Here is a 24,085-nt window from a genome sequence, read left to right as displayed (position 1 = left end):
ACTCAAAGAGGACGAGGAACAACCTTGGGGCGCTGCCCCGACGTGTCTGGAGGAAGTTGCGACAAGTTAGCCGAAACGCGATTGGCAATCTCGTGATACAGGCGGGCCTCGGGACTGTCTGCGCTGGCAATCACCGTCGGGGTACCGGAGTCGGTCTGAGCCCGAATGCTCATTGCCAAAGGCAAGGCACCCAGCCAAGGCACGTTGAACTGGCTGGCCATATCGCGACCACCATGCTGACCGAAGACCGGGTCAGCATGACCACAGTTCGAGCAGATATGGACCGACATGTTTTCCACAATACCCAGAACAGGCACATTCACCTTCTGGAACATGTTCAGGCCACGTTTGGCGTCGATCAGTGCCAGATCCTGTGGGGTGGTCACAATTACCGCGCCCGTCAAAGGCACTTTTTGCGACAAGGTCAGCGCAATGTCGCCGGTGCCGGGAGGCATGTCGATGATCAGGTAATCCAGATCATCCCAACGCGTTTGTGTAAGCAGCTGTGTCAGCGCCTGGGTTGCCATCGGGCCACGCCAGATCGCGGGAGCATCTTCGTCCAGCAGGAAACCAATCGAGTTGGCTTGCAGACCGTGGCCGATCAGCGGCTCCATCATCTTGCCGTCTGCACTGCGCGGGCGCTCGTGCAGGCCCAGCATGGTGGGCACGCTGGGGCCATAAATATCCGCGTCCAGCAAACCGACACGCGCGCCTTGCATATGCAGGGCCAAAGCCAGGTTCACCGACGTTGTACTTTTACCGACACCGCCCTTGCCCGAGGACACCGCAATAATGTTGCGGATATTGGGCATGGGTCGCAAACCTTCCTGCACGGCATGCACACCAATGCGAGGATTCAGATGCAGCTTGGACAGGGTGGCGCCCACGCCCGCCAAGGCTTGCTCGATACGTTCGCGCAGTTGTCCCTGAATGTCATAAGCCGTATACGGCAGATGCAAAGTCAGCTCAACCTGGTTTTGGTCAATGCTCAGTTCGCATCGACCCGCATCGACCGATAACTTCTTTAACGTGTTGGGATCGGTCACACTCGCCAGGGCTTGCAACACGCGCTCGGAACTCACTGTCATTTATCCAAAACCTTGATATAAAGAAACATCACCATACCTTTAAACCAGAAAATTAGCGGTTCAAGAGGAATTTTTTTACACTTATGATGTCATACTAACCCTATGAACACATTTAACCAGATTATCCGCACAGCCCTCTTTGTCTTGCTGACAATTTTCGGTGCAATCATGGCGTTTATCTTCATGGTTTCTACCGCTATTGCGATCGGCATTTTATACATTGTGGCGCGTATTAGTGGCCGTCCTTTTGGTGTTAAAGCCTATTGGGACCAGCGCCGCCGCCCTGCCGCTGCTAGCAAACAGTCGACAACACCACGTTCGCGTGATGTTACCGACATCGAGATGCGCGAGATTCCTTAACAGTTCTTGACTGTGCGCCAAACATTTGGCGAGCAGCAACGCTGATTAGGCACTGCCCCCGAACACCCTGAGTCGCCAAAGGCTCAGGGTGTGTGCATTTGTATCATTCGCAATTGCCAATCAGCACCTTGCCCGTGGACATTCCTCTGTCTGGCGCAGCACAAGTCTGCAATAGACCGTAGAATCCTTGTTCCCTTTCTCTTTTATTTTGTTAAGTCATGTCACGAACGATATTTGTTACGACCGCCCTGCCGTATGCCAACGGCTCGTTTCACATCGGCCACATCATGGAATATATCCAGGCCGACATCTGGGTTCGGTCCATGCGAATGTCGGGACATACTGTGCATTTTGTGTGTGCGGACGACGCCCATGGTGCGCCCATCATGCTCAAGGCAGAAAGCGCTGGCATTACCCCCGCTCAACTGGTGGACAAGATTGCGGCCGAGCGCCCCACCTACCTGAACGGCTTTAACGTCAAGTTCGACCACTGGCACCGCACGGACTCGCCAGACAACGTTGAACTGGCCCAGGATATCTACCGCACGCTGAAAAGCGCCGGCTTTATTGATACCCGCACCATCGAACAGTTCTACGATCCGGTCAAAGGCATGTTCCTGCCCGATCGTTACATCAAGGGTGAGTGCCCCAAGTGTCACGCCAAGGACCAGTACGGCGATAGCTGCGAAGTCTGTAGCGCGGTTTACGCTCCTACCGAATTGATCGAGCCCTACTCCACCCTGACCAATGCACGTCCGGTCTTGAAGACCTCGGAACACTTCTTCTTCCGTCTGTCCGACCCGCGCTGCGTGGCCTTCCTGCAAGAGTGGACCACAGGCAAGAACGCCCAGGGCAAGCCACGTCTGCAATCGGAAGTGCTGGGCAAGACCCGCGAATGGCTGGGTACCGGCGAAGGCGCTGAAGCCTCCCTGAACGACTGGGACATTTCGCGTGACGAGCCGTACTACGGCATCCCTATTCCTGATGCTCCCGGCAAATACTTCTACGTCTGGCTGGACGCCCCTGTTGGCTACCTGGCTTCCTTGAAAGCCTACTGCGCCAAAGCCGGTCTGGACTTTGATGCCTTGCTGGACCCTGAAGGCAATACCGAGCAGGTCCACTTCATCGGCAAGGACATCGTGTACTTCCACGCCCTGTTCTGGCCTGCCATGCTGAAGTTCTCCGGCCGTAAAGTGCCTGACGCCCTGAACGTGCACGGTTTCATCACGGTTAGCGGTGAAAAAATGTCCAAGAGCCGTGGCACAGGCATTTCGCCCCTGCGCTATCTGGAACTGGGCATGGATGCCGAGTGGATGCGCTATTACATGGCCGCCAAGCTGAACTCGCACGTTGAAGACATGGACTTCAACCCTGATGACTTTATCGCCCGCGTCAATAGCGACCTGATTGGCAAATACGTCAACATCGCCAGCCGTGCCGCCAACTTCATCAGCAAGCATTTTGATGGCAAGCTGGCTTACCAGGGCGACACCTCCGAGCTGCAAAACCAGCTCAAGGAAGTTGCCGAAAAAGTTCGCGCCGATCTGGAAAGCCGTGAGTACGGCCGTGCCGTGCGCCAAATCATGGCTCAGGCCGACATCATCAACCAGGCTTTTGATACGGCCCAACCCTGGGTCATGGCCAAAGGCATTGCGACTGCCGAACAAGCCCAGAAAGACGCGCTGCAAGACATTTGCTCGCGTACCCTGGCTGGCTTCAAGGGCTTGTCCGTCATGCTGACCGCCATTTTGCCTACCCTGACCGATCGCGTGGCCCGCGAGCTCTTCGGTCTGGACCGCGACTTTGTCTGGGACGACGTAGCTGCCTTGCCTGATCACATCGCCCCCTTCAAGCACCTGATGCAGCGTGTAGACAGCGCCATGGTGGACGAGCTGCTGGCTCCCCCACCGGCTCCCGTCGTCCTGCCCGGTGGCGAGGCCATTGCCGACACCATCGACATCAAGGACTTCATCAAGGTTGACCTGCGCATTGCCAAGATCGTGAGCTGCGAAGCCGTGGAAGGTTCGGACAAGCTGCTGCGTCTGAGCCTGGATGCTGGCGAAGGCCGTTTGCGCCAGGTGTTCTCCGGCATCAAGTCGGCGTACCAGCCCGATGATCTGATCGGCAAGCTGACCGTTCTGGTGGCTAACCTGGCTCCTCGCAAGATGCGTTTTGGCGTGTCCGAGGGCATGGTTCTGGCTGCCAGCCATGCTGATGATGCAGTGGATCAAGGCATCTATATTCTGGAACCATTCCCAGGTGCCCAGCCCGGTATGCGCATCAATTAAGACGCATTCCTGATACGCAAAAAAGCCTCGCCTAAAAAGCGAGGCTTTTTTGTCTACATATACCAAAGAATAGGCTCAAAACAGCCTGCCACGCCCCTTTCAGCGCCCCGCCACCCAGGAAAGCCGATACACTCTTCATCTTGAAACTGCTGTATTGATGCACAGTCTGCTGCTTTGAACGCAAGGACCTTTTGGCATGAAAAACATCACCCCTTCTGAACTGGATCGGCACCGTGGTGCTCAACGCACCACCTGGGTCAGTGTCCTTGTCAATATCGGTTTAAGCGTGCTGCAAATTGTGGTGGGGCTCTTTGCCCATTCACAGGCCCTGATTGCCGACGCGATTCACTCTTTGTCTGATCTACTGTCGGACTTTGTGGTGCTGATTGCCAATCGCCATAGCCGCCGAGGCCCAGATGCAGATCATCCCTACGGGCATTTACGCTACGAAACAGCCGCTACCTTCGCGATTGGCGGCCTTTTGCTGGCCGTGGGTCTGGGAATGTTGTGGAATGCCGTGTCCTCCTTACGCGATCCCAGCAGCATCGAGGCCGTGCACCCGATTGCCTTGGCCATTGCTTTCACCGCACTCTGTAGTAAAGAACTCCTGTTTCGCTACATGTTGCGTGTCGCCAAGCGTCTACGTTCAACCATGCTGGTTGCCAATGCCTGGCATGCCCGCTCGGATGCGGCCTCCTCGCTGGTCGTCAGCCTCGGGGTGATGGCCAACTTGGCAGGCCTGCCCTTGGGTGACCCATTGGCAGCCAGTATTGTGGGCTTGATGATTCTACGCATGGGCTGGAAGTTTTCTATTGGCGCATTTCACGACCTGACGGATAAAGCGGTCGATCAGGAAACCGAAGAGCGCATTGCCAAGCTCTTGCGCGAGACCCCCGGTGTAGAAGGAATACACCAGCTACGGACCCGCAAACTGGGAGACATGATTTGGGTGGAGGTGGATCTGGAAATGGATGGCACGCTGACTATTGATCAAGGCCATGCCATTGCCGTCGCTGCGCGAGACCGTGTGATGGCCGAAGAACCTGTGCTGGATGTCATGACGCACTTTGATCCGGTCACACCCAACGCGAAAGCCTGACGCTCCTTGATCGCTCCTGCAGGCCAAACGCCACCCTAGCCGGTGTGGCGTTCACTCTCGGGAGCCAGCATCTCGACCAGCACACGGGACAAGGCCGTCACCATTTCATTGGCATGAGGCCGATGCAAGATCGCCAGTTCAAAAGCATCGATACGGGGCAGGCCTTGCGCTTGCCCCAGTTCAATATGGTCATCCCGCACAGCACGCCTTGGCAGCAAACTGATACCCATCCCATCTGCTACCGCCCCCTGAATCCCGCTCAAACTGGAGCTGGTAAAGCTGATACGCCAGCGACGTCCCAAGGATTCGACAGCACTGATAATTTCCTCTCGGTACACGCCACGGCGCGGGAAGGTCACCAAAGGGATGGGGTCCAGATGAAAAACCGGATCAGTCGCGCTATCTACCCATGCCGTCTGCTCGGGTAAACAGGCCACCGCTTCACGGGCATTGTGACGCTGTTTGACCAGCACCAGATCCAGCTCACCCTGATCGTAGGCCGCCAGCAAATCGCTGCTCAAGCCACTACTGACTTCCAACCGCACCTGCGGAAAACGACGACTGAAACCGGCCAAGGCTCGCATGGTCTGGCCGTTGGTAAAGTCCTCTGGCACACCCAGACGCACGGAAATAGTTACCAAAGAACCGGACAGCGCTTCAGACAGCTGATGATTCAAAGCCAGCATCTGGCGGGCGTAGCCCAGCAAGGTCTGCCCGGCTTCGGTCGTGCTTACTCCCCGACTGGCCCGATCCAGCAGACGTAGCCCGGCCAGCTCTTCCAGACGCCGTACTTTCTGGCTGATCGTGGACTGCGTGGAATGCAAACGCGTTGCGGCCGCCGTGAAGCTGCCGCAATCGACCACCGTCAACAAGGCCAGCAGCAGGTCCAGGTCGTACAAAGGCCGATTCAGGCTGGGACTGCTTGATAGTTGATGGTCCATTCGTTCAAAACCCTTCTGAAATCCGTCTATGGCACAAGTAAATTGTCGGCTACCACTTGATATTAGCTTTGCAACAAGGATAGCCAATGAAGCTGTAGCCCACGGCGTACGGACACTGAACTGAGATCAAATGTTGCTCGAAGACGGCCGTGACATCGATAAGCACCGGCACGGGTGACAACACCGCTGCTGGCTCTGGCATTAACGCTATTGCAGTAGTTGTTGCTGCCAACAGTCTCCACAATCCCGATCATTCAAAAAACAAATACTAGAGATTTATACATTTAATTTGTAAATATCACCAGCAATCGTTAAGGTGTATTGGTCCCGCGCATTACAACGACATCCCGCCTGAGCCTTTTGCCAGCCGCCGGGATTGCGCCGTGCCGTTCGACAGATTTTTCCTTACTGAATTTCAATGGGAATCAACATGTCCAAAGTCAATTACTACGCCCCTCCAGGTGGCCATCCTCCTCAGACTCAACTGCTGACGGACCGCGCCATGTTCACCGAAGCCTATGCCGTGCTACCCAAGGGCGTGCTGCAAGACATCGTGACCAGCTTCCTGCCCGGTTGGGAAAAGACCCGTCTGTGGGTATTGGCACGTCCTCTGTCCGGCTTTGCCGAGACCTTCTCCCAATACATCATGGAAGTGAGTCCTCAGGGTGGCAGCAACAATCCTGAGTCCGATCCTGAAGCCGAAGGCGTGATTTTTGTCGTCAAGGGCCAGCTGGAACTGGTTCTGGAAGGTACCAAGCACATCATGGAAGAAGGCGGCTATGCCTTTATTCCTCCTTCCACCAACTGGACCTTGCACAACCGCACGGGCGAGCTGGCCAACTTCCACTGGATCCGCAAGCGCTACCAGCGCGTGGAAGGCCTGGATGCACCAGAAGCCTTTGTGACCAACGAAAAAGACGTGAAACCTGGCGTCATGCCTGACACCGAAGGCCGTTGGAGCACCACCCGTTTCACCGACATGTCCGACCTGCGTCACGACATGCACGTGAACATCGTGAACTTTGAACCCGGTGGCGTGATCCCCTTTGCTGAAACACACGTGATGGAACACGGTCTGTACGTTCTGGAAGGTAAGGCCGTTTACCGCCTGAACCAGGACTGGGTTGAAGTTGAAGCCGGTGACTTCATGTGGCTGCGCGCTTTCTGCCCACAGGCTTGTTACGCGGGCGGCCCTAGCCGTTTCCGCTACTTGCTGTACAAAGACGTGAATCGTCATGCCAACCTGACTATTGGCGGCAATCGCTAATAGGGCATAAAACAGAACAGCCGCTGCCCGTCAGCGGCTGTTTTGCATTACACACACGCCAAACCGGAACACGTCCCCCTTGGGCGGCCTGCGGCCCACAAGGCATAAACAAAGACTCTGGTTTCAAGGCTCATTTCAACCTTGCCTCTCTACAGGAGAAAAACATGAACGATAAACACTATCTACTGCGCTCCATCCAGATTGCGGAAGAGAATGTCGCCCGCGGCGGCCAGCCCTTTGGCGCGGTGCTGGTGCGTGATGGCCAGGTTCTGGCCGAAGGGGTGAATGAGACCTACATCGCCCACGACCCCACCGCACACGCCGAAATCCAGGCCCTGCGTACTGCCAGCCAGAACGTGAAAAGCAGCAGCCATGCAGGCAGCACCATGTATGCCAGCGGCATCCCCTGCCCCATGTGCATGGCCGCCATGATCGCCTCGGGCGTAGAGCGCGTGGTGTATTGCGCCGACGATGCAGAAGGCGAGCCTTTTGGCTGGTCCACCGAATCCTTCTACAAAAAGATGCAGCAGGACTTTGGCAAGCAGGGCGTGAAAATGGAACACCTGCCTTTGCCTGAAAAACGCAAAGTGTACGAAGCCTGGCAAGCCCGCTTTGGAAACGACTCCAAGCAGGACTAAAACAACGACCATTCAAAACCCTGCAATCGAGCAGGGTTTTGCGTATTTACATAGACAGACAAGTAAGAAAAGTTTATAAAACAGAGCAGTTATAGTAACGATTCTCATTTATTATCTTGATACTGAATCAGACCCAGCGGCATTCCATTTTTAAAACACTGTTTTGAAGCTGCCTTGGCTTTGTGCAATTCGCCTTTTACAGGCTTTTCATTCACAAACCCACCCGTTCTGCATTCAGCTTGTCTATGTCCAATCCCAAAGGAAATACATGATTGCGTCCCGCCCTGCCTCTTTAAAAATGATTGTTGCCTCCGTAATGGGCGCTTTGCTGCTCAGCGCATGCCAGACCGCGCCGCAATCGCAACAAGCGGGCCAAACATCGTCTTTCAACGCGACAGCCCCTCAGGCACAGGTCACCTTCCGTCAGGACACCATTGATGGTGCCTACGAAATCCTGGCCGCCAAAGACAGCAAGCAGCTGTTTGTTGCCGCTACTCCCTTGTTTGAAGACCGTGCTGCTGGCTTCCTGCACGTTCTGGACCAGGACACTCTGCGTGAATCGCAGCTGATTCAATTGCCACGCCGCGCCTTCGCACTGGGACTGAACCAGAAAACTCATACTCTGTACGTGGGCAACACCCTGGACGGCTCGCTGCTGGCCATCAACAGCCTGAATGGCACCGTCAAGCAACTGATTCAACTGGGCGAGAAAGAAGGCAAGGACGGCTGGGAACACACCCGCAAAGTCGTTATTGACGAGCAGGACAACCGCATCTTCGTGACCAACCCCTCTGAAGGTGGCCGCGTATGGATTGTGGACGGCGCCGAAGGCCGCATTCTGCACAACATCAACAACGTGGGTCTGTGGCCTGCTGGCGCTGCCTACGATGCGAACACCAAGCGTCTGTTCGTGGGCCACGGCGGCAAGGATGAAATTGCTGTCATCAACCCGACTACTGGCGCTATCGAACAGCGCTTTAGCACCGGCGACGCAAAGAGCGACAAGCGTGAAGACTCGCGCCACTTCTTCGTGAACATTGCCCTGAGCGCAGATGGCAAGAAACTGTTTGGTGCTGACGCCAACACCGGCAAGGTCTACCAATTCGACACCACCTCCGGCAAAGTGGAAAACACCGCCGACGTGGGTCTGGGCCTGCTGGATATCGTGTACAACGACACTCGCAAAGAGCTGATCACCACCAACCGTGGCGTGGATCGTGAAACACCCGCCGGTACCGGTTCGGTCACCATTCTGGATGCCAACACCCTGGCTGTGAAACACCGCATCAGCGCCCCTGTGCACCCCAACAGCGTAACTCTGAGCGCTGACGGCCAGACCGCTTTTGTCACCATCAAGGTCCCCCATGGCGACAAGAGCCCGCACTACCTGAAAGGGGCCAAGGACAGCGTTCTGCGTCTGAACCTGAATCAGCTCTAAGCCTCTGGCTTAACGCTTGATCCCAAGCCGAGACTACCCACAAGGTAGCTCGGCTTTTTTAATACCTGCCACTTTGGTCTGCCAGGCGGCCTGCACCCCATCTGTGCTTGGGCCGCAGGATAGTTTTGTCCGCTGTTCAAGCCCCAAGCCAGGGCCCGCCGGGGCTGGCTCTTGGGCGTTTCAAAGCCGTTTCAGCAATGCGGTCTGGAAACAGGCAGCAAAGCGGTTTGCTGCAACCTGCCACTTGCTCAATAGAATCAATTAGTGGCCTAGCACGACATCGCTTGTCCCCCAGCCCACTCCCTCCCTTTCCCGCCTCCTAATATGCCACGGATTGGCATTTCAGGAGCGTTTTCTATTGAAGACATCTCATGGCTCAGCTGAACGCTTATCACCAGCCTATTGGCCCCTCGCTCCCTCATTGGCAAGCCCGCCCGCAGCCAGCGCGCTGCGTTCTGCACGGCAAATACTGCCGTCTTGAAGCGGTGAACCCGGAGCAACATGGCGACAGCCTGTACCAGGCCTACAGCAGCGCCAGCGATGGCCGCGACTGGACCTATTTGTCTGTAGAACCCTTTAACAACCGCGCGCAGTTCGACCAGCACCTGCAAACCATCAGCCAGGCCAGCAATGCCGTGCACTATGCCGTCGTCGAACAAGCCACAGGACGCGCACTGGGCACCTTGTCCCTGATGCGTATCGACCCGCAAAACGGCTGCATTGAAGTGGGCTTTGTTGCCTGGTCGCCCGCCCTGAAACAAACCCGCATGGCTACCGAGGCCCACTACTTGCTGATGGCTTATGCGATTGATGGCCTGGGCTACCGTCGCTACGAATGGAAGTGCGACACGCACAATGCTCCCTCACAAGCAGCGGCACGACGACTGGGCTTTCGTTACGAAGGCATTTTCCGTCAGGCAATTGTGTACAAGGGCCGCTCGCGCGACACGGCCTGGTTCGCCATCACCGATCAGGAATGGCCGGCCCTGAAAGCGAATTTCCAGGCCTGGCTGGCACCCGAGAACTTTGACGAACAAGGTCGTCAGAAACACCGCTTGGGCCAGCAAGTGACGGTCGCCCCCGCCGGTCCAGGGGCCCGCCGCCTGAAGCAAATGCTGGCCCTGCAAACCGAGCTGAATCAGCTGATTGATCCGAACTGGCGAGTGGCCAAGCAGGACTACTACCGGGCGATCTGGGTGGAATGTGCGGAACTGGCCGATTACCTGGACTGGAAGTGGTGGCAGCATTGCGAGCGCAATCTGCCGCAACTTCAGCTGGAGCTGATCGACATCCTGCATTTTGGTCTGTGCGATGTCCTGCGTGCCGACGATGCGCTGCGCGAACAGGAGGCCGCCAACGCGCTGGATCAGCTCCAACATGCATCGGCTACCGCCAGCGACTCTACGGCCATCATGACGGCTCTGGAACGCTTTACCTTGCGTGTGCTGGAGACACGTCAGTTTGATTTCAGCGGCTTTGCTCAACTGGCCGGTCTTTGCGGTCTGACACTGGACACGCTCTACCACTCCTACGCCGGCAAGAATGCCCTGAACCGCTTGCGTCAGCTGCGCGGCTATCAGCATGGCCACTATCACAAGCAGTGGGGCGGGCAGCAGGACAACGAGCATCTGGCGCAGCTGCAATTACGCCTGCCCGCCGAGCAAGACAACTACCCCGAATTGATCCTGCATGCCCTGCAAGACAGCTACGACACGTTTTTTTCGGAAGGCACACCGGCCCGCAACGGAGCCGCCGTACCGCCTCCCCTTTCTTCACGTTGACAAAGGACTGTCCATGTACCTCGATTGCGATTGTTCCATTAGTGTCTTTCTGGACTCGCCTAAACCGGACTCCAATCCCGTGGAAAGCAATGACACGCGACATCCACCCGATCCCCGGCCACAGCCGCATAAGGTGCAACATCCCTGGTCCCGCTCGCGACGCCGCGAGCGATCCCGCTGGCGCCAGGGCTAAACCGCCCCGGTGCCTGTCTCCCGGCCCGGCCCCACTGCCGGGCTCGTCTCCTTGATAAGGCCCCAAGCAAATGGAATAGGAGCTATGAGCCAGCGCGCATAGCTCCTCTTGATGTAAATCAAGACAATGAATCCCATCGTCGGCACAAGGATCGACGAGGCATACCAAAGGAGACAATCACATGGATACCCCACTCAGAGACAAATCCTATTTTGATGAGCGCGCCACCAAAGAGATGGCCACTCATCTGCAGCAAGTGCAACGCGACACCCGCGAAACCATGGCATTCGCCTGCCGCATCCTGGCCATGACCGAACAGGAAGCCGGTCTGGCGGGCCAGATCAGCGTCCGTTCCGAGCGCCCCGGCGCGTACTGGACCTTGCGCTTTGGTCTGGGTTTTGACGAGGCCACCCCCGAAGACTTCATTGAAGTGGACCGCGACTTGAACACCCTTAGCGGCGAAGGCATGGCCAACCCCGCCACCCGCTTTCACCTGTGGGTCTACGAGGCTCGCCCCGACGTCAATTCCATCATCCACACGCACTCGCCCTGGGCCACGGTGCTGGCCACCGCCCGCCAACCCTTGGTGATTTCGCAAATGGACATGACGCCCCTGCACAATGACTGTGCATTTCTGGGCGAATGGCCCGGTGTGCCCATTGCCGATCAGGAAGGCGTCATCATCTCCAAAGCCCTGGGCGACAAGCGCGCCATTATTCTGGCCCACCACGGTTATCTGACCGCAGGCAAGAGCTGTCAGGAAGCCACCTACCTGTCGGTGTATCTGGAGCGCGCCGCACGCCTGCAAGTACGCGCACAAGCAGCCTTTGGCCCGCTTACGCCGGTGGACGATACCCTGGCGGCCGAAGCGCACGACTATCTGCTCAAGCCCTCCATTGTTAACGCTACCTTTGACTACTGGTCCCGTCAGACCCAAGGCATTGCGCCCTTAACTAAAACTCGCTGACGCCCGTACCCCATATCCAGCTTCCACCAGGAGGTCGCTATGACGATGCCTAACAATGGACAGGCGCGTTCGTCGCGCCAGTACGTTACCGCTGGCTTGGCCAGCATGATGGGAACCACCATAGAGTGGTATGACTTTTTCCTGTACGGCACCGCTGCCGCACTGATTTTCAACAAGATCTTTTTCCCCGCCTTTGACCCGATCACGGGCACGCTGGCGGCTTTTGCCACCTACTCCGTGGGCTTTTTCGCCCGTCCTTTGGGAGGATTTGTTTTCGGCCATTTTGGAGACAAACTGGGCCGAAAATCCATGCTACTGATCACGCTCTTTCTGATGGGGATTCCCACCATCCTGATCGGCCTGATTCCCTCTTATGAAAGCATTGGCTACTGGGCCGCTGTGCTGCTGGTCCTGATGCGCTTTCTGCAAGGCATTGCAGTGGGCGGCGAATGGGGCGGCGCTGTGCTGATGGCGGTTGAACATGCCCCGGAAGGCAAGAAAGGCTTTTTCGGCAGCTTGCCGCAAACGGGGGTTGCTCCCGGCCTGATCCTGTCTTCTCTGGCCATGGGAGCGGTCGCCAGCCTGCCTGAAGAAGACATGCTGTCCTGGGGCTGGCGTCTGCCCTTTCTGGCCAGTGTCGTCTTGCTGCTGGTGGGCTGGTGGATACGCGCCAAAGTGGCCGAGTCCCCCGACTTCGAGCAGATGAGCAAAAAGGGCAAGCAGGTTCCGATCCCCGCTCTGGAAGTTCTGCGTCATTACCCGCGTGAAGTCCTGCTGGTCGTGGGGGGCCGTCTGGCTGAAGTGACCTGGTTCTACACCGTGGTGACCTTTGCCCTGGCCTACGCCACCACCACCCTGGGTGTGGAGCGCAGCGTCATGCTGGATGCCACCGTCTGGGGTGCCTTTGCAGCCCTGTTCACCATGCCCCTGTTTGGCGTATTGGGCGACAGAATCGGCTTCAAATGGGTCTTCATGGCCGGCACGATCTGCATGTTGGCGTTCTCCTCCACCTTCTTCTCCATGCTGGGCAGCCTGGACTCCAGGACCATCACCCTGGCTTTGGTGATTGCGATCGGGCTGGTCTATGCCGCGCTGTATGGCCCGCAAGGTGGCCTGTTTTCCACGCAATTTCCACCTGAAGTGCGTTACAGCGGCATCTCCATTGCCGTGCAAGTCTCCGGTGCCATTGGTGGCGGTCTGGCTCCCTTGGTGGCGACTTCCCTGCTGGCCTATGGCGATGGCCAACCCGACTACATCGTCTGGTACCTGAGCGGGCTGGGTCTGATTGCCTTTGCCAGTACCTGGTTCATGCACGGCCCTACGCATTTCTCCCTGCCCGCCCTATCCAACCGAAAGGTGCGCACATGAACACGCCCGGTATTCACTACTACTTCTGGATGAATTCGGACTGGGCGTACCTGGGGGCTGACAGGCTGGAAGCGATTGCCCACAAGCATGGCATCCCTATCCATTACAAACCCGTGGATTTGCCGCAGGTCTATGCGCGTACAGGCGGCGTCCTGCTGGGACAGCGCTCCCCCGAGCGACAGGCCTATCGAATTGCTGAGTTGCAGCGCTGGTGTCGCAAGCTGGGCATACACGTGAATCCCACACCGCGCTTCATGTGCCCGGACGCCACGCTGGCTTCCACCCTGGTGATCGCGGTTAATCAGGCTGGCTTGCCGGTACTGGATCTGTACAAAGCCATTCTGCGGGCGCAATGGTGCGAGGAGCAGAACATCGCTGACCCCGCGCAACTGGCCCGAATTCTGCAGGCACAGCAGCTGGATGCAGACTACTGGCTGGCACAGGCACCATTGATGCAAGCGCAGTATCAAGCCCACACCGAAGAGGCCATTGCAGCCGGTGTCTTCGGCTCACCTTCCTACGTGTATCAAGGCGAGCTGTTCTGGGGCCAGGACAGGCTGGAGATGCTGGACGAAGCCATCGCCCTGCATCCTGCGTCAGCTTGACGCTGAACGCTGGCACAGAGCCTGGTTGTTTTTAAAACAAGGGCGGGACAAGGTAGATACACCTTGCCCCGCCCTTCTTGTTTGTGACCCTGTTTGTGGTCCCATTCGCAGGCCCCAGCCCTGCCCCTGACCCGTCAAAATGATTCAAACGATCTATACCAAAATCGCTCTAATAACCATAACAATCATCAAAAACAAGCGTTTGAACTTGGTCAAAATCCAACAAAAAAGCGGCAAATAAACGCCTTGCTACTGGCTGCGCTGCCAGCTTCGACAAATCATCACTCAAAGAGCGACACAATCTTCCCCGGACAGTCTAATCCAGATGCACACTAATGCCGGCAAAACCACGGCTGGCCTGCCTGGACATAGTCCTTTATTCAGGGGTAAAAGCCGTAGAATCACGCCTTTTCCTGCCAGGAAAATTCACCGATACGCCAGCGTAGCATTCCTGAAATTGGACTTTTGGGTCCGGCTTAAGGCCCAGGTTTCGGGCTTTCGGCATGCCGCCTGCCAAAAATGAAATGCAATGAGCAATTTTGAAAATTTACTTTTTCCATTGATACAGAATGTTATGTCTGCCGTACGAATCATATCGATAGATTTTATCTATTCATTGAGTCTGTATTCTGAAGAAATTGGCTACTTGAGCAATGCCAGTAAAGGTAGCCGTCTTCGTCAGAAGAAGGGCGCGGGGCTTTATATTGAACAAATACGCCACTATAAAGTATCAGCCAGATCAAAAAATCAGGATTCTGCTGATCTCCAATAACACTCGACAGCACGAACAACTTCTTCAAGCCCTGCTGGCTGGTGCTTTTCGGGTTTCTGTTGCTGCTGACGGAGTGCAAGGATATACCAAGGCCCAGTTAACGCTACCGGAACTTATCCTGATGGATAAGCAATTGACGGGGATAGATGCTTTGTCCTTGACCCATATGCTGCAAGGATTAAAAGCCACGGCCCAAATCCCCATCATCATTCTGGATTCGCGCATGGACGGCAGCAGTGATGAGTGCGTCACTTTTTTAAAGGCAGGTGCGGTTGATTACATTGGCAATCCGTATGCGGTAGATGAGGTCAAGGAACGTATCAACGTGCCCTTGCGCTGCCCCAAGCAGATGACACCTGCGCTCGTGTCGGGCAAGGCGCAAAGCCAGCGCCCCAGCACGACGGCTGAAACCAGCATGCTGATCCATGCCATTCAGAAAACCATTGATGCCAATCTGGGCGCACCGCCCAGCCAAAAAGAACTGTGCGATATGTTCAAGATTTCGCGTCGAAAAATCATGAATATATTTCAGCGTAACTTTGGCTTAAGTGTAAGCAGTTATATCCGATTACAGCGTATGTATCGGGCCGAGTATTTGCTGAAAACCACGGCCTTGAAAATTGATGTGATTGCAACTGATTTGGGATTTTCCAGCCCGGCCAATTTCTCTACCGCATTCAAAACCTATGCGGGAGTCGCTCCTGGAAAATTCCGTCAAGCTATTGAGAAGAACAAACCCTATACGGAAAACACACCATGTATTCGCCCCATGGGCCCACCTTTTTTCTCATCGGGTTGGTGTCCGCCATAAATAGCGGCAGGAAAAGAATAAGGTCCACAGGAGACTTGCTCTACCCCCTCTCAGAAAAATAAAACGACTGAATAAAACAATGCCAGGAAGGTGATAAAGGAACCCGCCCTTCACACCTCCATCCTGGCCATCTACAGAAAAAGATGGCTGCAAGCCACAAAAAGTCGGCTTCAGATGGACCGCACTTGCTGCCTGGGGGCAAGGTGATAAAATCGTGGCTACTTGAATAGTTCAATTCAAAACAGATCCGGGACGACCTGGATCTGCCTTTTCAGTACAGGGACGGCCCTACCTCTTTGGCGGAGCATCCACGATGGCCCACCCTGCATCATCTTCCTCTCCACTCATTACCCCTATCACCTGGCTGCGTCTGCTTGGTTCCTGGTCCATTGTTGTCCTGTTCATGATTTTTGGCGGGCAATGGCTAGGAGACTCCCTGAACGGCACTACGGCGGCCATCGTCTTTCTGGTGCTGTTTGTGACTATCTTGGCGGCCTCGTTTGGCGTGGTCCGTGAAGCCGATCACCTGGCCCATCAACTAGGCGAGCCCTACGGCACCCTGATCCTGACCCTGTCCATTGTGCTGATCGAAGTCATCCTGATTGCCTCGGTACTGCTGGGGCCGGGCGACTTTCCCACCATAGGTCGGGACTCCATCTACGCCGTCATGATGATCATCCTGAACCTGATCACCGGCCTGTGTCTGATTGCTGGCGCGGCGCGCAATGGCGACCAGGAGTTCAACCACCAAGGCACCAACACCTATTTGTCCATGATCGTCCTGCTGACCAGTGTGGGCCTGATTCTGCCCAACTACACCAGCAATGCAGGCGAATTCAGCACAACCCAGGCCATCGGCATTTCGGTGCTGACAGGTCTGGTCTATGCCATCTTTCTGTATCTGCAAATGGGCAGCCACCGTCATGACTATGTGCAGCCCAACCAGGTGGTGCAGAACTCTGAAGATGAGCTACCCGCACCACGTGATCCCCAGGCTACCCGCGCCATGCTGATACGCAGCCTGGTGTTAATCGCCTTGATCTTGCCAATTGTCCTGCTGGCACACGATCTGGCCATTGTGACGGACTACGGGATCGCCGCTTCGGGCGCCCCTGTTGCTGTCGGTGGTGTGCTAATCGCAATTATCGTGTTCACCCCCGAGTCCATTACCGCCATCAAGGCGGCCATGAACAATGAAATGCAACGGGCGATCAACCTGTGTCTGGGGGCCTTCGTCTCTACCGTGGGGCTGACTGTGCCGGTGGTGCTGATGATTGGTCTGATCACCGGCAAGCAAGTGATCATGGGCATCAGCAACACAGAAATCGTGCTGTTTGTGATCACGGCACTGCTCAGTATCTTGAGCTTTAGCGGCAAACGAACCTCACCCATTCAGGGTTATATGCACCTGATGGTTTTCGCGGTGTTCGGGCTGCTGCTGTTTTATCCCTGATAAAAATAAGGCAGACAAGGCCATGCTGGCTTTGTCTGCCTCTATCTAGCTAAATAGGCAACTGCAGGACGTCCTCTTGAGCCGAGTAACTGCCCCTCAGAACATACCTTGCTCAAATCAGCCCGAGCTCAGGGTTGACCTGGTTCTGAACCCGCGCACTTGTACTCGAACTCGTTCATGCCATCGGCAAAGTCCACGTGTTCCCAACCCAGGCGCGTAAAAAAACGGCAGGCTCGCTGATTTTCCGGGAACACAAAGGCCACCCATTTACGACATGGGGGATGGCCCGGCCAAGCCAATACCGCTTCCAGCATGGCCCCGGCCTGACCATTGCCGCGTAATGGCGGCGCAACGGCAATATCGGTAATTGCGTGTGGCAGATTTCGCCCATCACCCCAGGCACATCCAATCAAACCAATGGGCTGACCATTCTGCTCAGCAACCAGTTGGACACCATCGCTTTGATTCAAGACGTGGTCCAGCCACTCCTGATCCAGTGGCCCCAACTCGCGGTTCAAGTCCTCGTCCTGAAACCATTGCTGTATCCAGTCCCAGTCTGTCGCACGCATTTTTCTGATTTCCATCGCTACCCCGTTTTGATTTGCTCCGGTGCTGCTTGGAGCGGCCCCAATAAAAAACGTTCGAGACTCGCCTCATTCCAAGGCGGAATGCCGCAGCAAGGTTTCCAGCCAATCCGCGAACACCTGAAAGCGGCGCGACAAGTGTTGGCGGTGCAAATACAGCAAGGACATGGGCATAGGGGCGGCGCGGTGATCCGGCAGCACTTCCACCAATTCGCCTGCCTGCAAATGCGCCTGCACATCGTAGGCAGGAATCTGAATCAGCCCCAAACCAGACAAACAACAGGCGATATAGGCCTCGGCATTATTCACCGTCACACGGCCTGGCAGATCCAGCACCTGACGCTTGTCCTGCTCCATCCATTCCCAAGGAGCCACACGTTCACTGGTGGGCGAGGCATAACGCACCACTTGATGATTTTCCAGGTCCGCAGGTGTCTGGGGCATGCCATAACGGGCAAGATAAGCGGGGCTGGCCACATTAATCAAGGGCAAGCTGCCCATTTTCCTGGCGATCAGGCCCGAATCACTTAAGGGCCCCACCCGCAGCACACAATCCACCTGCTCTTCGATCAAATTCACCTCGCGGTCCGTCACGCCCAGATGCACATGGACATGCGGATAGCGCTCCAGAAACTCGGGCAATGCAGGCGCCACAATCAGGCGACCTACCCGCCCCGGCACATCCACCTTGATCGTGCCGCTGGGCCCCACACTGGCCTGGCGAAACAGGTTCTCGGTGTCCTGCACATCGGCAATCACGCGCAGGCAACGCTCGTAAAACGCTGCCCCATCTTGAGTGACCGTCACTTTGCGCGTGGTGCGATTCAGCAAGCGCGCACCCACTCGCCCCTCCAATTCCTGAATGGCCGCCGACACTGAAGAGCGCGGCATACCCAAGGTATCCGCTGCACGGGTGAAATTGGCGCACTCCACGACCCGCGTAAAGATGCGAAACAGGTCAATGCGGTCCATGGCTTTCTCCAGATAAGCAGCAAAACGCAGGGCGAATCGCCAGCCCCCGTCTGTTCAAGCAGCGATGATTATTGTTCGTTTTTTCAGACAAATGATGTCAGAACTAGATGATTTAAACAATTTCAGCGACTTATATCATGGAAAAACGAAACGGCTTGCAGCCCGCAGCCCACACTAGCAAGGAGTCATCATGGCAAAGCACAGCATCAAAGGTAAAACCGTTCTGATTGCAGGCGGGGCAAAGAATCTGGGTGGCCTGATCGCCCGCGACCTGGCAGAACAAGGGGCGCGCGCCATTGCCATTCACTACAACAGCGACAGCTCCAAAGCGGATGCTGAAGCCACCGTCAAAGCCATCCAGGCCGCTGGCGCACAAGCCGTCGCCTTCCAGGCCGACTTGCGTTCGGCCAGCGCCATGGAAAAACTGTTCAAGGATACCGTCGCCGCAATTGGCCGCCCCGATATCGCCATCAACACGGTCGGCAAGGTACTGAAAAAATCACTGACCGAAGTCAGCGAAGCCGAGTACGAGGAGATGAGCGACATCAACTCCAAAACCGCTTTTTTCTTCCTGAAAGAAGCCGGCAAGCATGTGCAAGACAATGGCAAAGTCTGCACCCTGGTCACATCCTTACTGGGTGCATTCACCCCGTTTTACGCCGCGTATGCGGGCACCAAAGCGCCGGTAGAACACTACACCCGCGCCGCTGCCAAAGAGTATGGCGCACGCGGTATTTCCGTGACGGCAGTAGGTCCTGGCCCTATGGATACGCCCTTCTTCTATCCAGCCGAAGGCGAGGACGCCGTGGCCTATCACAAGACGGCTGCCGCCCTGTCGCCCTACTCCAGGACCGGGCTGACAGACATTGAAGATGTGGTGCCCTTTATCCGTCATCTGGTCAGCGATGGCTGGTGGATTACCGGCCAGACCATTCTGATCAACGGTGGTTACACCACCAAGTAAGAAAGCAAGTCAGTGTCTGAGCCTGCAAGATCATTACTTCAGGCTTGAACACTGGCTTTTTTTCGACACCCGCTTGTTGATGTCCAGCAGGCATCAACAAGCCGCCGTGCCATCCAGGGTGCAATCCCCGTTCAGGCTCAGGGTTCCCGATATGGGTTCTCGAAAACCTCTTCTACAGCCTGCTCGAACAAGGCACTGATCTTGAATGCCAGATCCAGGGATGGCGCATGTTTGCCCGTTTCCAGCGCATTCACCGCCTGCCGGGACACGCCCAAACGCTCTGCCAAATCTGCCTGCGTCCAGTTCGCCTCAGCCCGCAATACACGCAATCGGTTTTTCATTTAATCGCTAGTCCGGACAAAGGGTGAAACCAGGGCGAACACAGCCCAAAAGAAGGGGTAAATCAGCCAGGCAGGAATATGGGGCGCAGCGGCGTAGGTTTCCCCAAAACCCCAGGCTGTCCACAAGGTCAGAGTTGCACCGGCGGCCAGCACAAAGCACTTGGCCACAATCACCCGCACGAACTCATCGCTTTGCGCCATCAAGCGCAAGGTAGCCCAGACTTGCCCGGCAACCGGCAGGGCGACGGCAATGGCAATCAGCCAACCAACAGGTCGACCCAGCAGGCTGTCGAACAGCCCCACAATGGTCAAGGCATTGACCAGGATATACACGCCCATAAAGAGCAAAGTACGAATCAGATAGCTGCGACCAGCTGATGGCGCAGAAGTGGAATTGCTGTTGCTATGCATGTTTGAACACTTGAATGTAAAGTAAACCTGACTTTATAGAAGTCAAAAACGCTTGTCAATAAGTAAAGTTAACTTTACATTTTTGAAAAACGAGTAAGTCAGCCAGCAAGCGTTCCGATTGGATGGGCTGGTCTATCTGGGCCTATAGGCTCTGACCATAAAAACAAGATTTGTAGCTGGTACCCGCACGCATTGGTCCCCCACAACAACCAGCCTGGATATAAAACCGCTTGAACATGCAAAGTTCAAGACCTGACCACATATCCTAGCGTCGAGGGGGATTGCGCAAATCGTGCCTGAAACAGACGGCTGAAATGGGAGAGATCCTTGAAGCCACAAGCCATGGCCACCTCGGTCACCCGCTTGTGCTTTCCCTCCTCCAACAAGCGGTAGCTCTGGATCAAACGCTGCTCCCACAGCCATTGCATGGGGGTTGTCGCTTCTTGTGCAAAAAGCCGATATAGAGTGCGAGTCGCCATGGACGAAGCACGGGCAATTTGCTCCACATCCAGCGCGTCCTCATGCAGGTGCGCCCGTATATAAGCCTGGACCTGTTCCAGACGCCGCTCCTGACGACTGGCCAGAGAAAGCGTGGAGGCTTCGGACTCGAATACCGCAGAAAAGATGTCCAGCACCGAAGCCGTCACACGCTGATCCATGCCGTTCTCTGCCGTTTCACCCATACCAAGCAGTTGCTTGACCAAAGCCCCCGCCATCGGACCCAGACGCGAGTTGGCAGCAATACGACGCGCAGCCAGATTCCCTACGAAGGGCAGACGCGTTGCCAGCAAGGGGCGCGGAATCATGACCATGGCCGCATGGGCCAAGGGCCCCAGCTCCAGATCAAAAGGCCGCGACTGATCCTGAAGGACCAGATCCCCCGTTCCCAGGCGGACATAGCGTCCGTCCTGGCTCAGCTGAATATGGCCATCCAGCATGAGCCACAACATGAAGCAGTCGCGCTGATCCTTACGAATATCGGCCTGCCGTCTATTGACGCGTATGGCCTCCCCCTGAGGGGTGGCAGACCAGATGCTGCTCAGGCCCAAACCACCAACGCTATTGAGGGTGACCCGCGCCTGAAACTGGGGTCGGGCAATCTGGCTGCACTCGGTGTGTGAAAACTGTCTACAAGTGACCTCGTGCCAGTGTTCAAAGCTGTCTCCGGGCTTGACCGCTATGATCGCTGTCATAGGTTCAGTCTCCATAATCGGCGCTATCTGCACCGATGGATTAATCGTTTTTCAACAAGATTACGTCCATTCCCCAAGCACAGACAAGCCCTGAAAACACCAAGTCCCAGCACCCTGCCGGTGCGCCCCCAAAGATGGCAGACACAGTCAAAAAAACCGTAAAAATGGCACGGACAGCCAAGCCAGATCCGCCCCATCCTTCTACTCTAAAAGCGTCTATGACACCGGCAGCGGCAATACCAAATACACAGCCGCCCGGCCTTGAGCAGACCAAAGGAGAATGAGATGGCTATTCAGATTGATCAAATCAATCCCGGCAGCACGGCGGTCATTGTGATCGACATGCAAAACGACTTCATCGCACCCGGCGCCCCGCTGGAAACGCCCATGGGCATGGAACTGATGCCCCGCCTGCAAAAACTGCTGGGCCATGCCCGTAAAACCGGCATGGAAGTGATCTTCACCGCCCACGCCCACCGCCGCAACGGCTGCGATATGGGCCTGTTCGGGGAAATTTACCCTCCGATCCAAAACCAGGTGGGACTGGTCGATGAGACGACTGGCATTGATATCTACCCCGAAGTGGCTCCACAGGGGGACGAGGTCGTTATCAAGAAGCATCGGTACAGCGCGTTCTTTGGCACCGACCTGGACATCATCCTGCGTACCCGCAAGATCGACACGGTGGTAATCACTGGTGTAACCACCGAGAACTGCTGCCACGCTACAGCCCGCGACGCCATGTTCCATGGCTACAAAGTGGCTTTTATCTCTGATGCGACCGGCACCTACAACTACCCGGATACGGGCTTTGGGGCGATCCCGGCTGAAGAAGTGCACCGCGTCACCCTGGGGGTGTTGGCGGTGTCCACAGCGCATGTCATGACGACGGATGAGCTGATTCAGAAAACCAGGTAAGGGGCATGAACACGGTCAAAGCCCGTATACCTTAAGGCTCCGCACTCAAGCAGGCCTTGTAATCTACCCAACTTCTGGAGATCAGTTCACAAGGCCTGCTGCTACTTTTCTTGCGCCGCAATCAGCTGCGCCAAACGCTGGATGGAGAGCGGCGCACAGCCTTCCGCATCATTGCTGATCGTCACATAAGCCGCCTGCCCTGCCCCCGTAATCCCACGAATCGTGCGCGCCAGCACAGTGCGGGTATGCAAATCCTCGCTGACAATGGCATCGAACGGGGTGTGCTTTTTCTGAGCATCGGCATAGCCGTAAGCACCAAACTCCCGATTCAAGTTCCAGCGACACACCAAGGGTCCCGGCCACAAGGCGCGCAATACAGGCAACTGCTCCTCAATCGGCGGCATCTTGCCGTGCAAACCCAGACAAAACGTCGCGCCATTGGCCTTGAGCGTATCGACAAGATCTTGAGTCAACAGCTCCGGATCACGCACCTCTACCGCAAGCACCACTTGTGACCCCTGTGGCAAAGCCTCACGCGCTGCCGCCAGCATCTGCCCCAACTTGTCGAACAATTCTGCCGGACGATTCAACCAGCCCCAGGACAGCGGACTTAACTGGAAGACCAGCACGCCCAGCTTGTCACGCAAACCCTCGACCGCAGGCTGCACAAACTGCTCTACCGCCAGACGAATATCCAGGAAGTCCGGATTTGATTTGCGCACCTTGCCTTGCTCGTCACGAACCTGGGCGTCCGTAATCATGGACGGGCATTTCACGACGAAACGGAAGTCCTCATCCACCTGCGCGGCGTAGGCGGAATACTGCGTGACCGTCAAAGGACGCCAGAAAGTGCGATCGACACAGACCGTACGCATCAAAGGATGCTGGTGATAAGCCTCCAGACCGTGCTTGGACAAGATGTTCGACTCGTATTCACCATCCCAGATCAAGCCTTCCCAACCAGGGTAGGACCAGGTGGAGACACCGAAGCGCAAGGTCTCTGGAAGCTGAGCCGCCAGATCGCTTAGCTCCAGCGCGGAAGCAGCAAGGCTGACTTTGGTGATTTTGCGTCGGGAGGGAGCGGCGGGCTTTGAAGCGGGAGGCTGAGGAATGGCATCGCCGAAAAGATCTTCTTGCATGCTGGGTATAGTGCCATGGGAACGAAGTTAAGCAAATGCCGGCTCAAAATCCACCAGGTCCGTACTTTGCATGCCTAACCCTTTGGCGACGCTGCGCCAACGACTGACAGCCTGAACAAGCTCCGCCCAGATTGCTTCTGCTTCCCCCACCGTTAACCTGAAGTATGGTGCTCCATGTATCAAGTTTCGCTTGAAGGATCAGCAGCTACCAGCGTCTAAGAAATAGAAATACAGTGCTGTTGCAGACCTGTACATCCGAATCCCAGGGGCTACAAAGCCTGACTTGAGAAATTGTTGCAGAAAAATGGGGAGCTGGAAGCAAAGCAGAACTGGAGCGGGTGATGGGAATCGAACCCACGACGGATGCTTGGGAAGCATCAGTTTTACCATTAAACTACACCCGCCCTGATGGAGAGGTCTGCATCTAAAGCAGAAGATCCCGCGAATGGGGAAGCGAAAATTATAGCGCGATCTTTTCTTGATGCGTCGCCCCA

Annotated in this window: 22 protein-coding genes and 1 tRNA gene; 14 read left to right on the top strand and 9 right to left on the bottom strand. The window is 56.0% G+C overall.

From position 1 onward, the window contains the following. Nucleotides 1-2: 2 nt before the first annotated feature. On the bottom strand, nucleotides 3-1,088 hold the full coding sequence (gene apbC, locus DUD43_RS02690; protein ID WP_060186266.1) for an iron-sulfur cluster carrier protein ApbC: 1,086 nt from the start codon (nucleotides 1,086-1,088) through the stop codon (nucleotides 3-5). Nucleotides 1,089-1,190: 102 nt separating this feature from the next. Between apbC and DUD43_RS02685 the strand changes: the two genes are divergently transcribed. The 3 genes from DUD43_RS02685 to DUD43_RS02675 all read left to right on the top strand — a co-directional run bounded on the left by DUD43_RS02685 (nucleotide 1,191) and on the right by DUD43_RS02675 (nucleotide 4,835). After that, nucleotides 1,191-1,448, top strand: coding sequence for a hypothetical protein (locus DUD43_RS02685; RefSeq protein ID WP_009461132.1), 258 nt, complete (start codon nucleotides 1,191-1,193; stop codon nucleotides 1,446-1,448). Between the two features lie 218 nt (nucleotides 1,449-1,666). Then, nucleotides 1,667-3,736, top strand: coding sequence for a methionine--tRNA ligase (gene metG, locus DUD43_RS02680; protein ID WP_153229049.1), 2,070 nt, complete (start codon nucleotides 1,667-1,669; stop codon nucleotides 3,734-3,736). A 196-nt stretch (nucleotides 3,737-3,932) separates the two neighbouring features. Continuing rightward, a complete protein-coding gene (locus tag DUD43_RS02675; protein ID WP_153229048.1) occupies nucleotides 3,933-4,835 on the top strand; it encodes a cation diffusion facilitator family transporter in 903 nt (300 codons plus the stop codon). 35 nt (nucleotides 4,836-4,870) lie between these two features. Here the strand turns inward: DUD43_RS02675 and DUD43_RS02670 are convergent, their stop codons facing one another. After that, nucleotides 4,871-5,746: a LysR family transcriptional regulator gene (locus tag DUD43_RS02670; protein WP_221080557.1), complete on the bottom strand. Its 876-nt coding sequence runs from the start codon at nucleotides 5,744-5,746 to the stop codon at nucleotides 4,871-4,873. Nucleotides 5,747-6,206: 460 nt separating this feature from the next. Here DUD43_RS02670 and DUD43_RS02665 point away from each other — a divergent pair, with 460 nt between their 5' ends. The 9 genes from DUD43_RS02665 (at nucleotide 6,207) to DUD43_RS02625 (ending at nucleotide 17,069) form a co-directional block, all read left to right on the top strand. After that, entirely contained in the window at nucleotides 6,207-7,043 is an 837-nt protein-coding gene (locus DUD43_RS02665) for a bifunctional allantoicase/(S)-ureidoglycine aminohydrolase (RefSeq protein ID WP_153229046.1), read from the top strand. A gap of 164 nt (nucleotides 7,044-7,207) precedes the next feature. Beyond that, nucleotides 7,208-7,681 (top strand): nucleoside deaminase, encoded by a 474-nt coding sequence (locus DUD43_RS02660; RefSeq protein ID WP_153229045.1) that lies wholly within the window; start codon nucleotides 7,208-7,210, stop codon nucleotides 7,679-7,681. A 268-nt stretch (nucleotides 7,682-7,949) separates the two neighbouring features. After that, nucleotides 7,950-9,119, top strand: coding sequence for a YncE family protein (locus DUD43_RS02655; RefSeq protein ID WP_153229044.1), 1,170 nt, complete (start codon nucleotides 7,950-7,952; stop codon nucleotides 9,117-9,119). A gap of 371 nt (nucleotides 9,120-9,490) precedes the next feature. Then, complete coding sequence (locus DUD43_RS02650; RefSeq protein ID WP_153229043.1) at nucleotides 9,491-10,900, top strand: GNAT family N-acetyltransferase; 1,410 nt, start codon at nucleotides 9,491-9,493, stop codon at nucleotides 10,898-10,900. Between the two features lie 374 nt (nucleotides 10,901-11,274). After that, nucleotides 11,275-12,060, top strand: a complete 786-nt coding sequence (locus DUD43_RS02645) for an aldolase (RefSeq protein WP_026485007.1) — start codon at nucleotides 11,275-11,277, stop codon at nucleotides 12,058-12,060. A gap of 39 nt (nucleotides 12,061-12,099) precedes the next feature. Further along, entirely contained in the window at nucleotides 12,100-13,428 is a 1,329-nt protein-coding gene (locus DUD43_RS02640; protein ID WP_153229042.1) for an MFS transporter, read from the top strand. Then, nucleotides 13,425-14,033, top strand: a complete 609-nt coding sequence (locus DUD43_RS02635; protein WP_153229041.1) for a 2-hydroxychromene-2-carboxylate isomerase — start codon at nucleotides 13,425-13,427, stop codon at nucleotides 14,031-14,033. The genes DUD43_RS02640 and DUD43_RS02635 overlap by 4 nt, the downstream gene beginning before the upstream one ends. A 704-nt stretch (nucleotides 14,034-14,737) precedes the next feature. Beyond that, nucleotides 14,738-15,616: a DNA-binding response regulator gene (locus DUD43_RS02630; protein WP_153229040.1), complete on the top strand. Its 879-nt coding sequence runs from the start codon at nucleotides 14,738-14,740 to the stop codon at nucleotides 15,614-15,616. Nucleotides 15,617-15,929: 313 nt separating this feature from the next. After that, nucleotides 15,930-17,069: a calcium:proton antiporter gene (locus DUD43_RS02625; protein ID WP_153229039.1), complete on the top strand. Its 1,140-nt coding sequence runs from the start codon at nucleotides 15,930-15,932 to the stop codon at nucleotides 17,067-17,069. A 128-nt stretch (nucleotides 17,070-17,197) separates the two neighbouring features. Here the strand turns inward: DUD43_RS02625 and DUD43_RS02620 are convergent, their stop codons facing one another. Together DUD43_RS02620 and DUD43_RS02615 are read right to left on the bottom strand one after the other, a co-directional pair. After that, the gene (locus DUD43_RS02620) at nucleotides 17,198-17,638 is read right to left on the bottom strand and encodes a GNAT family N-acetyltransferase (RefSeq protein WP_228125880.1); all 441 of its coding nucleotides are present in this window, start codon (nucleotides 17,636-17,638) and stop codon (nucleotides 17,198-17,200) included. Between the two features lie 84 nt (nucleotides 17,639-17,722). Then, nucleotides 17,723-18,625 (bottom strand): LysR family transcriptional regulator, encoded by a 903-nt coding sequence (locus tag DUD43_RS02615; protein ID WP_153229037.1) that lies wholly within the window; start codon nucleotides 18,623-18,625, stop codon nucleotides 17,723-17,725. Nucleotides 18,626-18,815: 190 nt separating this feature from the next. On the opposite strand from DUD43_RS02615, the gene DUD43_RS02610 reads away from it, so the two are divergent. Continuing rightward, nucleotides 18,816-19,589: an SDR family oxidoreductase gene (locus DUD43_RS02610; RefSeq protein ID WP_153229036.1), complete on the top strand. Its 774-nt coding sequence runs from the start codon at nucleotides 18,816-18,818 to the stop codon at nucleotides 19,587-19,589. Between the two features lie 137 nt (nucleotides 19,590-19,726). On the opposite strand, the gene DUD43_RS02605 is transcribed toward DUD43_RS02610, so the two are convergent. The 3 genes from DUD43_RS02605 to DUD43_RS02595 all read right to left on the bottom strand — a co-directional run bounded on the left by DUD43_RS02605 (nucleotide 19,727) and on the right by DUD43_RS02595 (nucleotide 21,534). Then, a complete protein-coding gene (locus DUD43_RS02605; RefSeq protein WP_153229035.1) occupies nucleotides 19,727-19,930 on the bottom strand; it encodes a helix-turn-helix transcriptional regulator in 204 nt (67 codons plus the stop codon). Then, complete coding sequence (locus tag DUD43_RS02600; protein ID WP_153229034.1) at nucleotides 19,931-20,341, bottom strand: hypothetical protein; 411 nt, start codon at nucleotides 20,339-20,341, stop codon at nucleotides 19,931-19,933. A gap of 245 nt (nucleotides 20,342-20,586) precedes the next feature. Further along, entirely contained in the window at nucleotides 20,587-21,534 is a 948-nt protein-coding gene (locus DUD43_RS02595) for a helix-turn-helix domain-containing protein (RefSeq protein WP_194273433.1), read from the bottom strand. Between the two features lie 285 nt (nucleotides 21,535-21,819). On the opposite strand from DUD43_RS02595, the gene DUD43_RS02590 reads away from it, so the two are divergent. Continuing rightward, a complete protein-coding gene (locus tag DUD43_RS02590; protein WP_153229032.1) occupies nucleotides 21,820-22,452 on the top strand; it encodes a cysteine hydrolase family protein in 633 nt (210 codons plus the stop codon). Between the two features lie 101 nt (nucleotides 22,453-22,553). Here DUD43_RS02590 and DUD43_RS02585 read toward each other — a convergent pair whose 3' ends face one another. After that, nucleotides 22,554-23,591, bottom strand: a complete 1,038-nt coding sequence (locus tag DUD43_RS02585; protein WP_153229031.1) for a DUF72 domain-containing protein — start codon at nucleotides 23,589-23,591, stop codon at nucleotides 22,554-22,556. 330 nt (nucleotides 23,592-23,921) lie between these two features. Further along, a tRNA-Gly gene (locus tag DUD43_RS02580) sits at nucleotides 23,922-23,995 on the bottom strand. Between the last annotated feature and the right edge of the window lie 90 nt (nucleotides 23,996-24,085).

This window comes from Alcaligenes faecalis, from assembly GCF_009497775.1.
In the GTDB taxonomy this organism is placed as follows: Bacteria; Pseudomonadota; Gammaproteobacteria; order Burkholderiales; family Burkholderiaceae_B; genus Alcaligenes; species Alcaligenes faecalis_D.
Note: the sequence above shows the minus strand (reverse complement) of the source record. Positions and strands in the feature narration are given on the sequence as shown.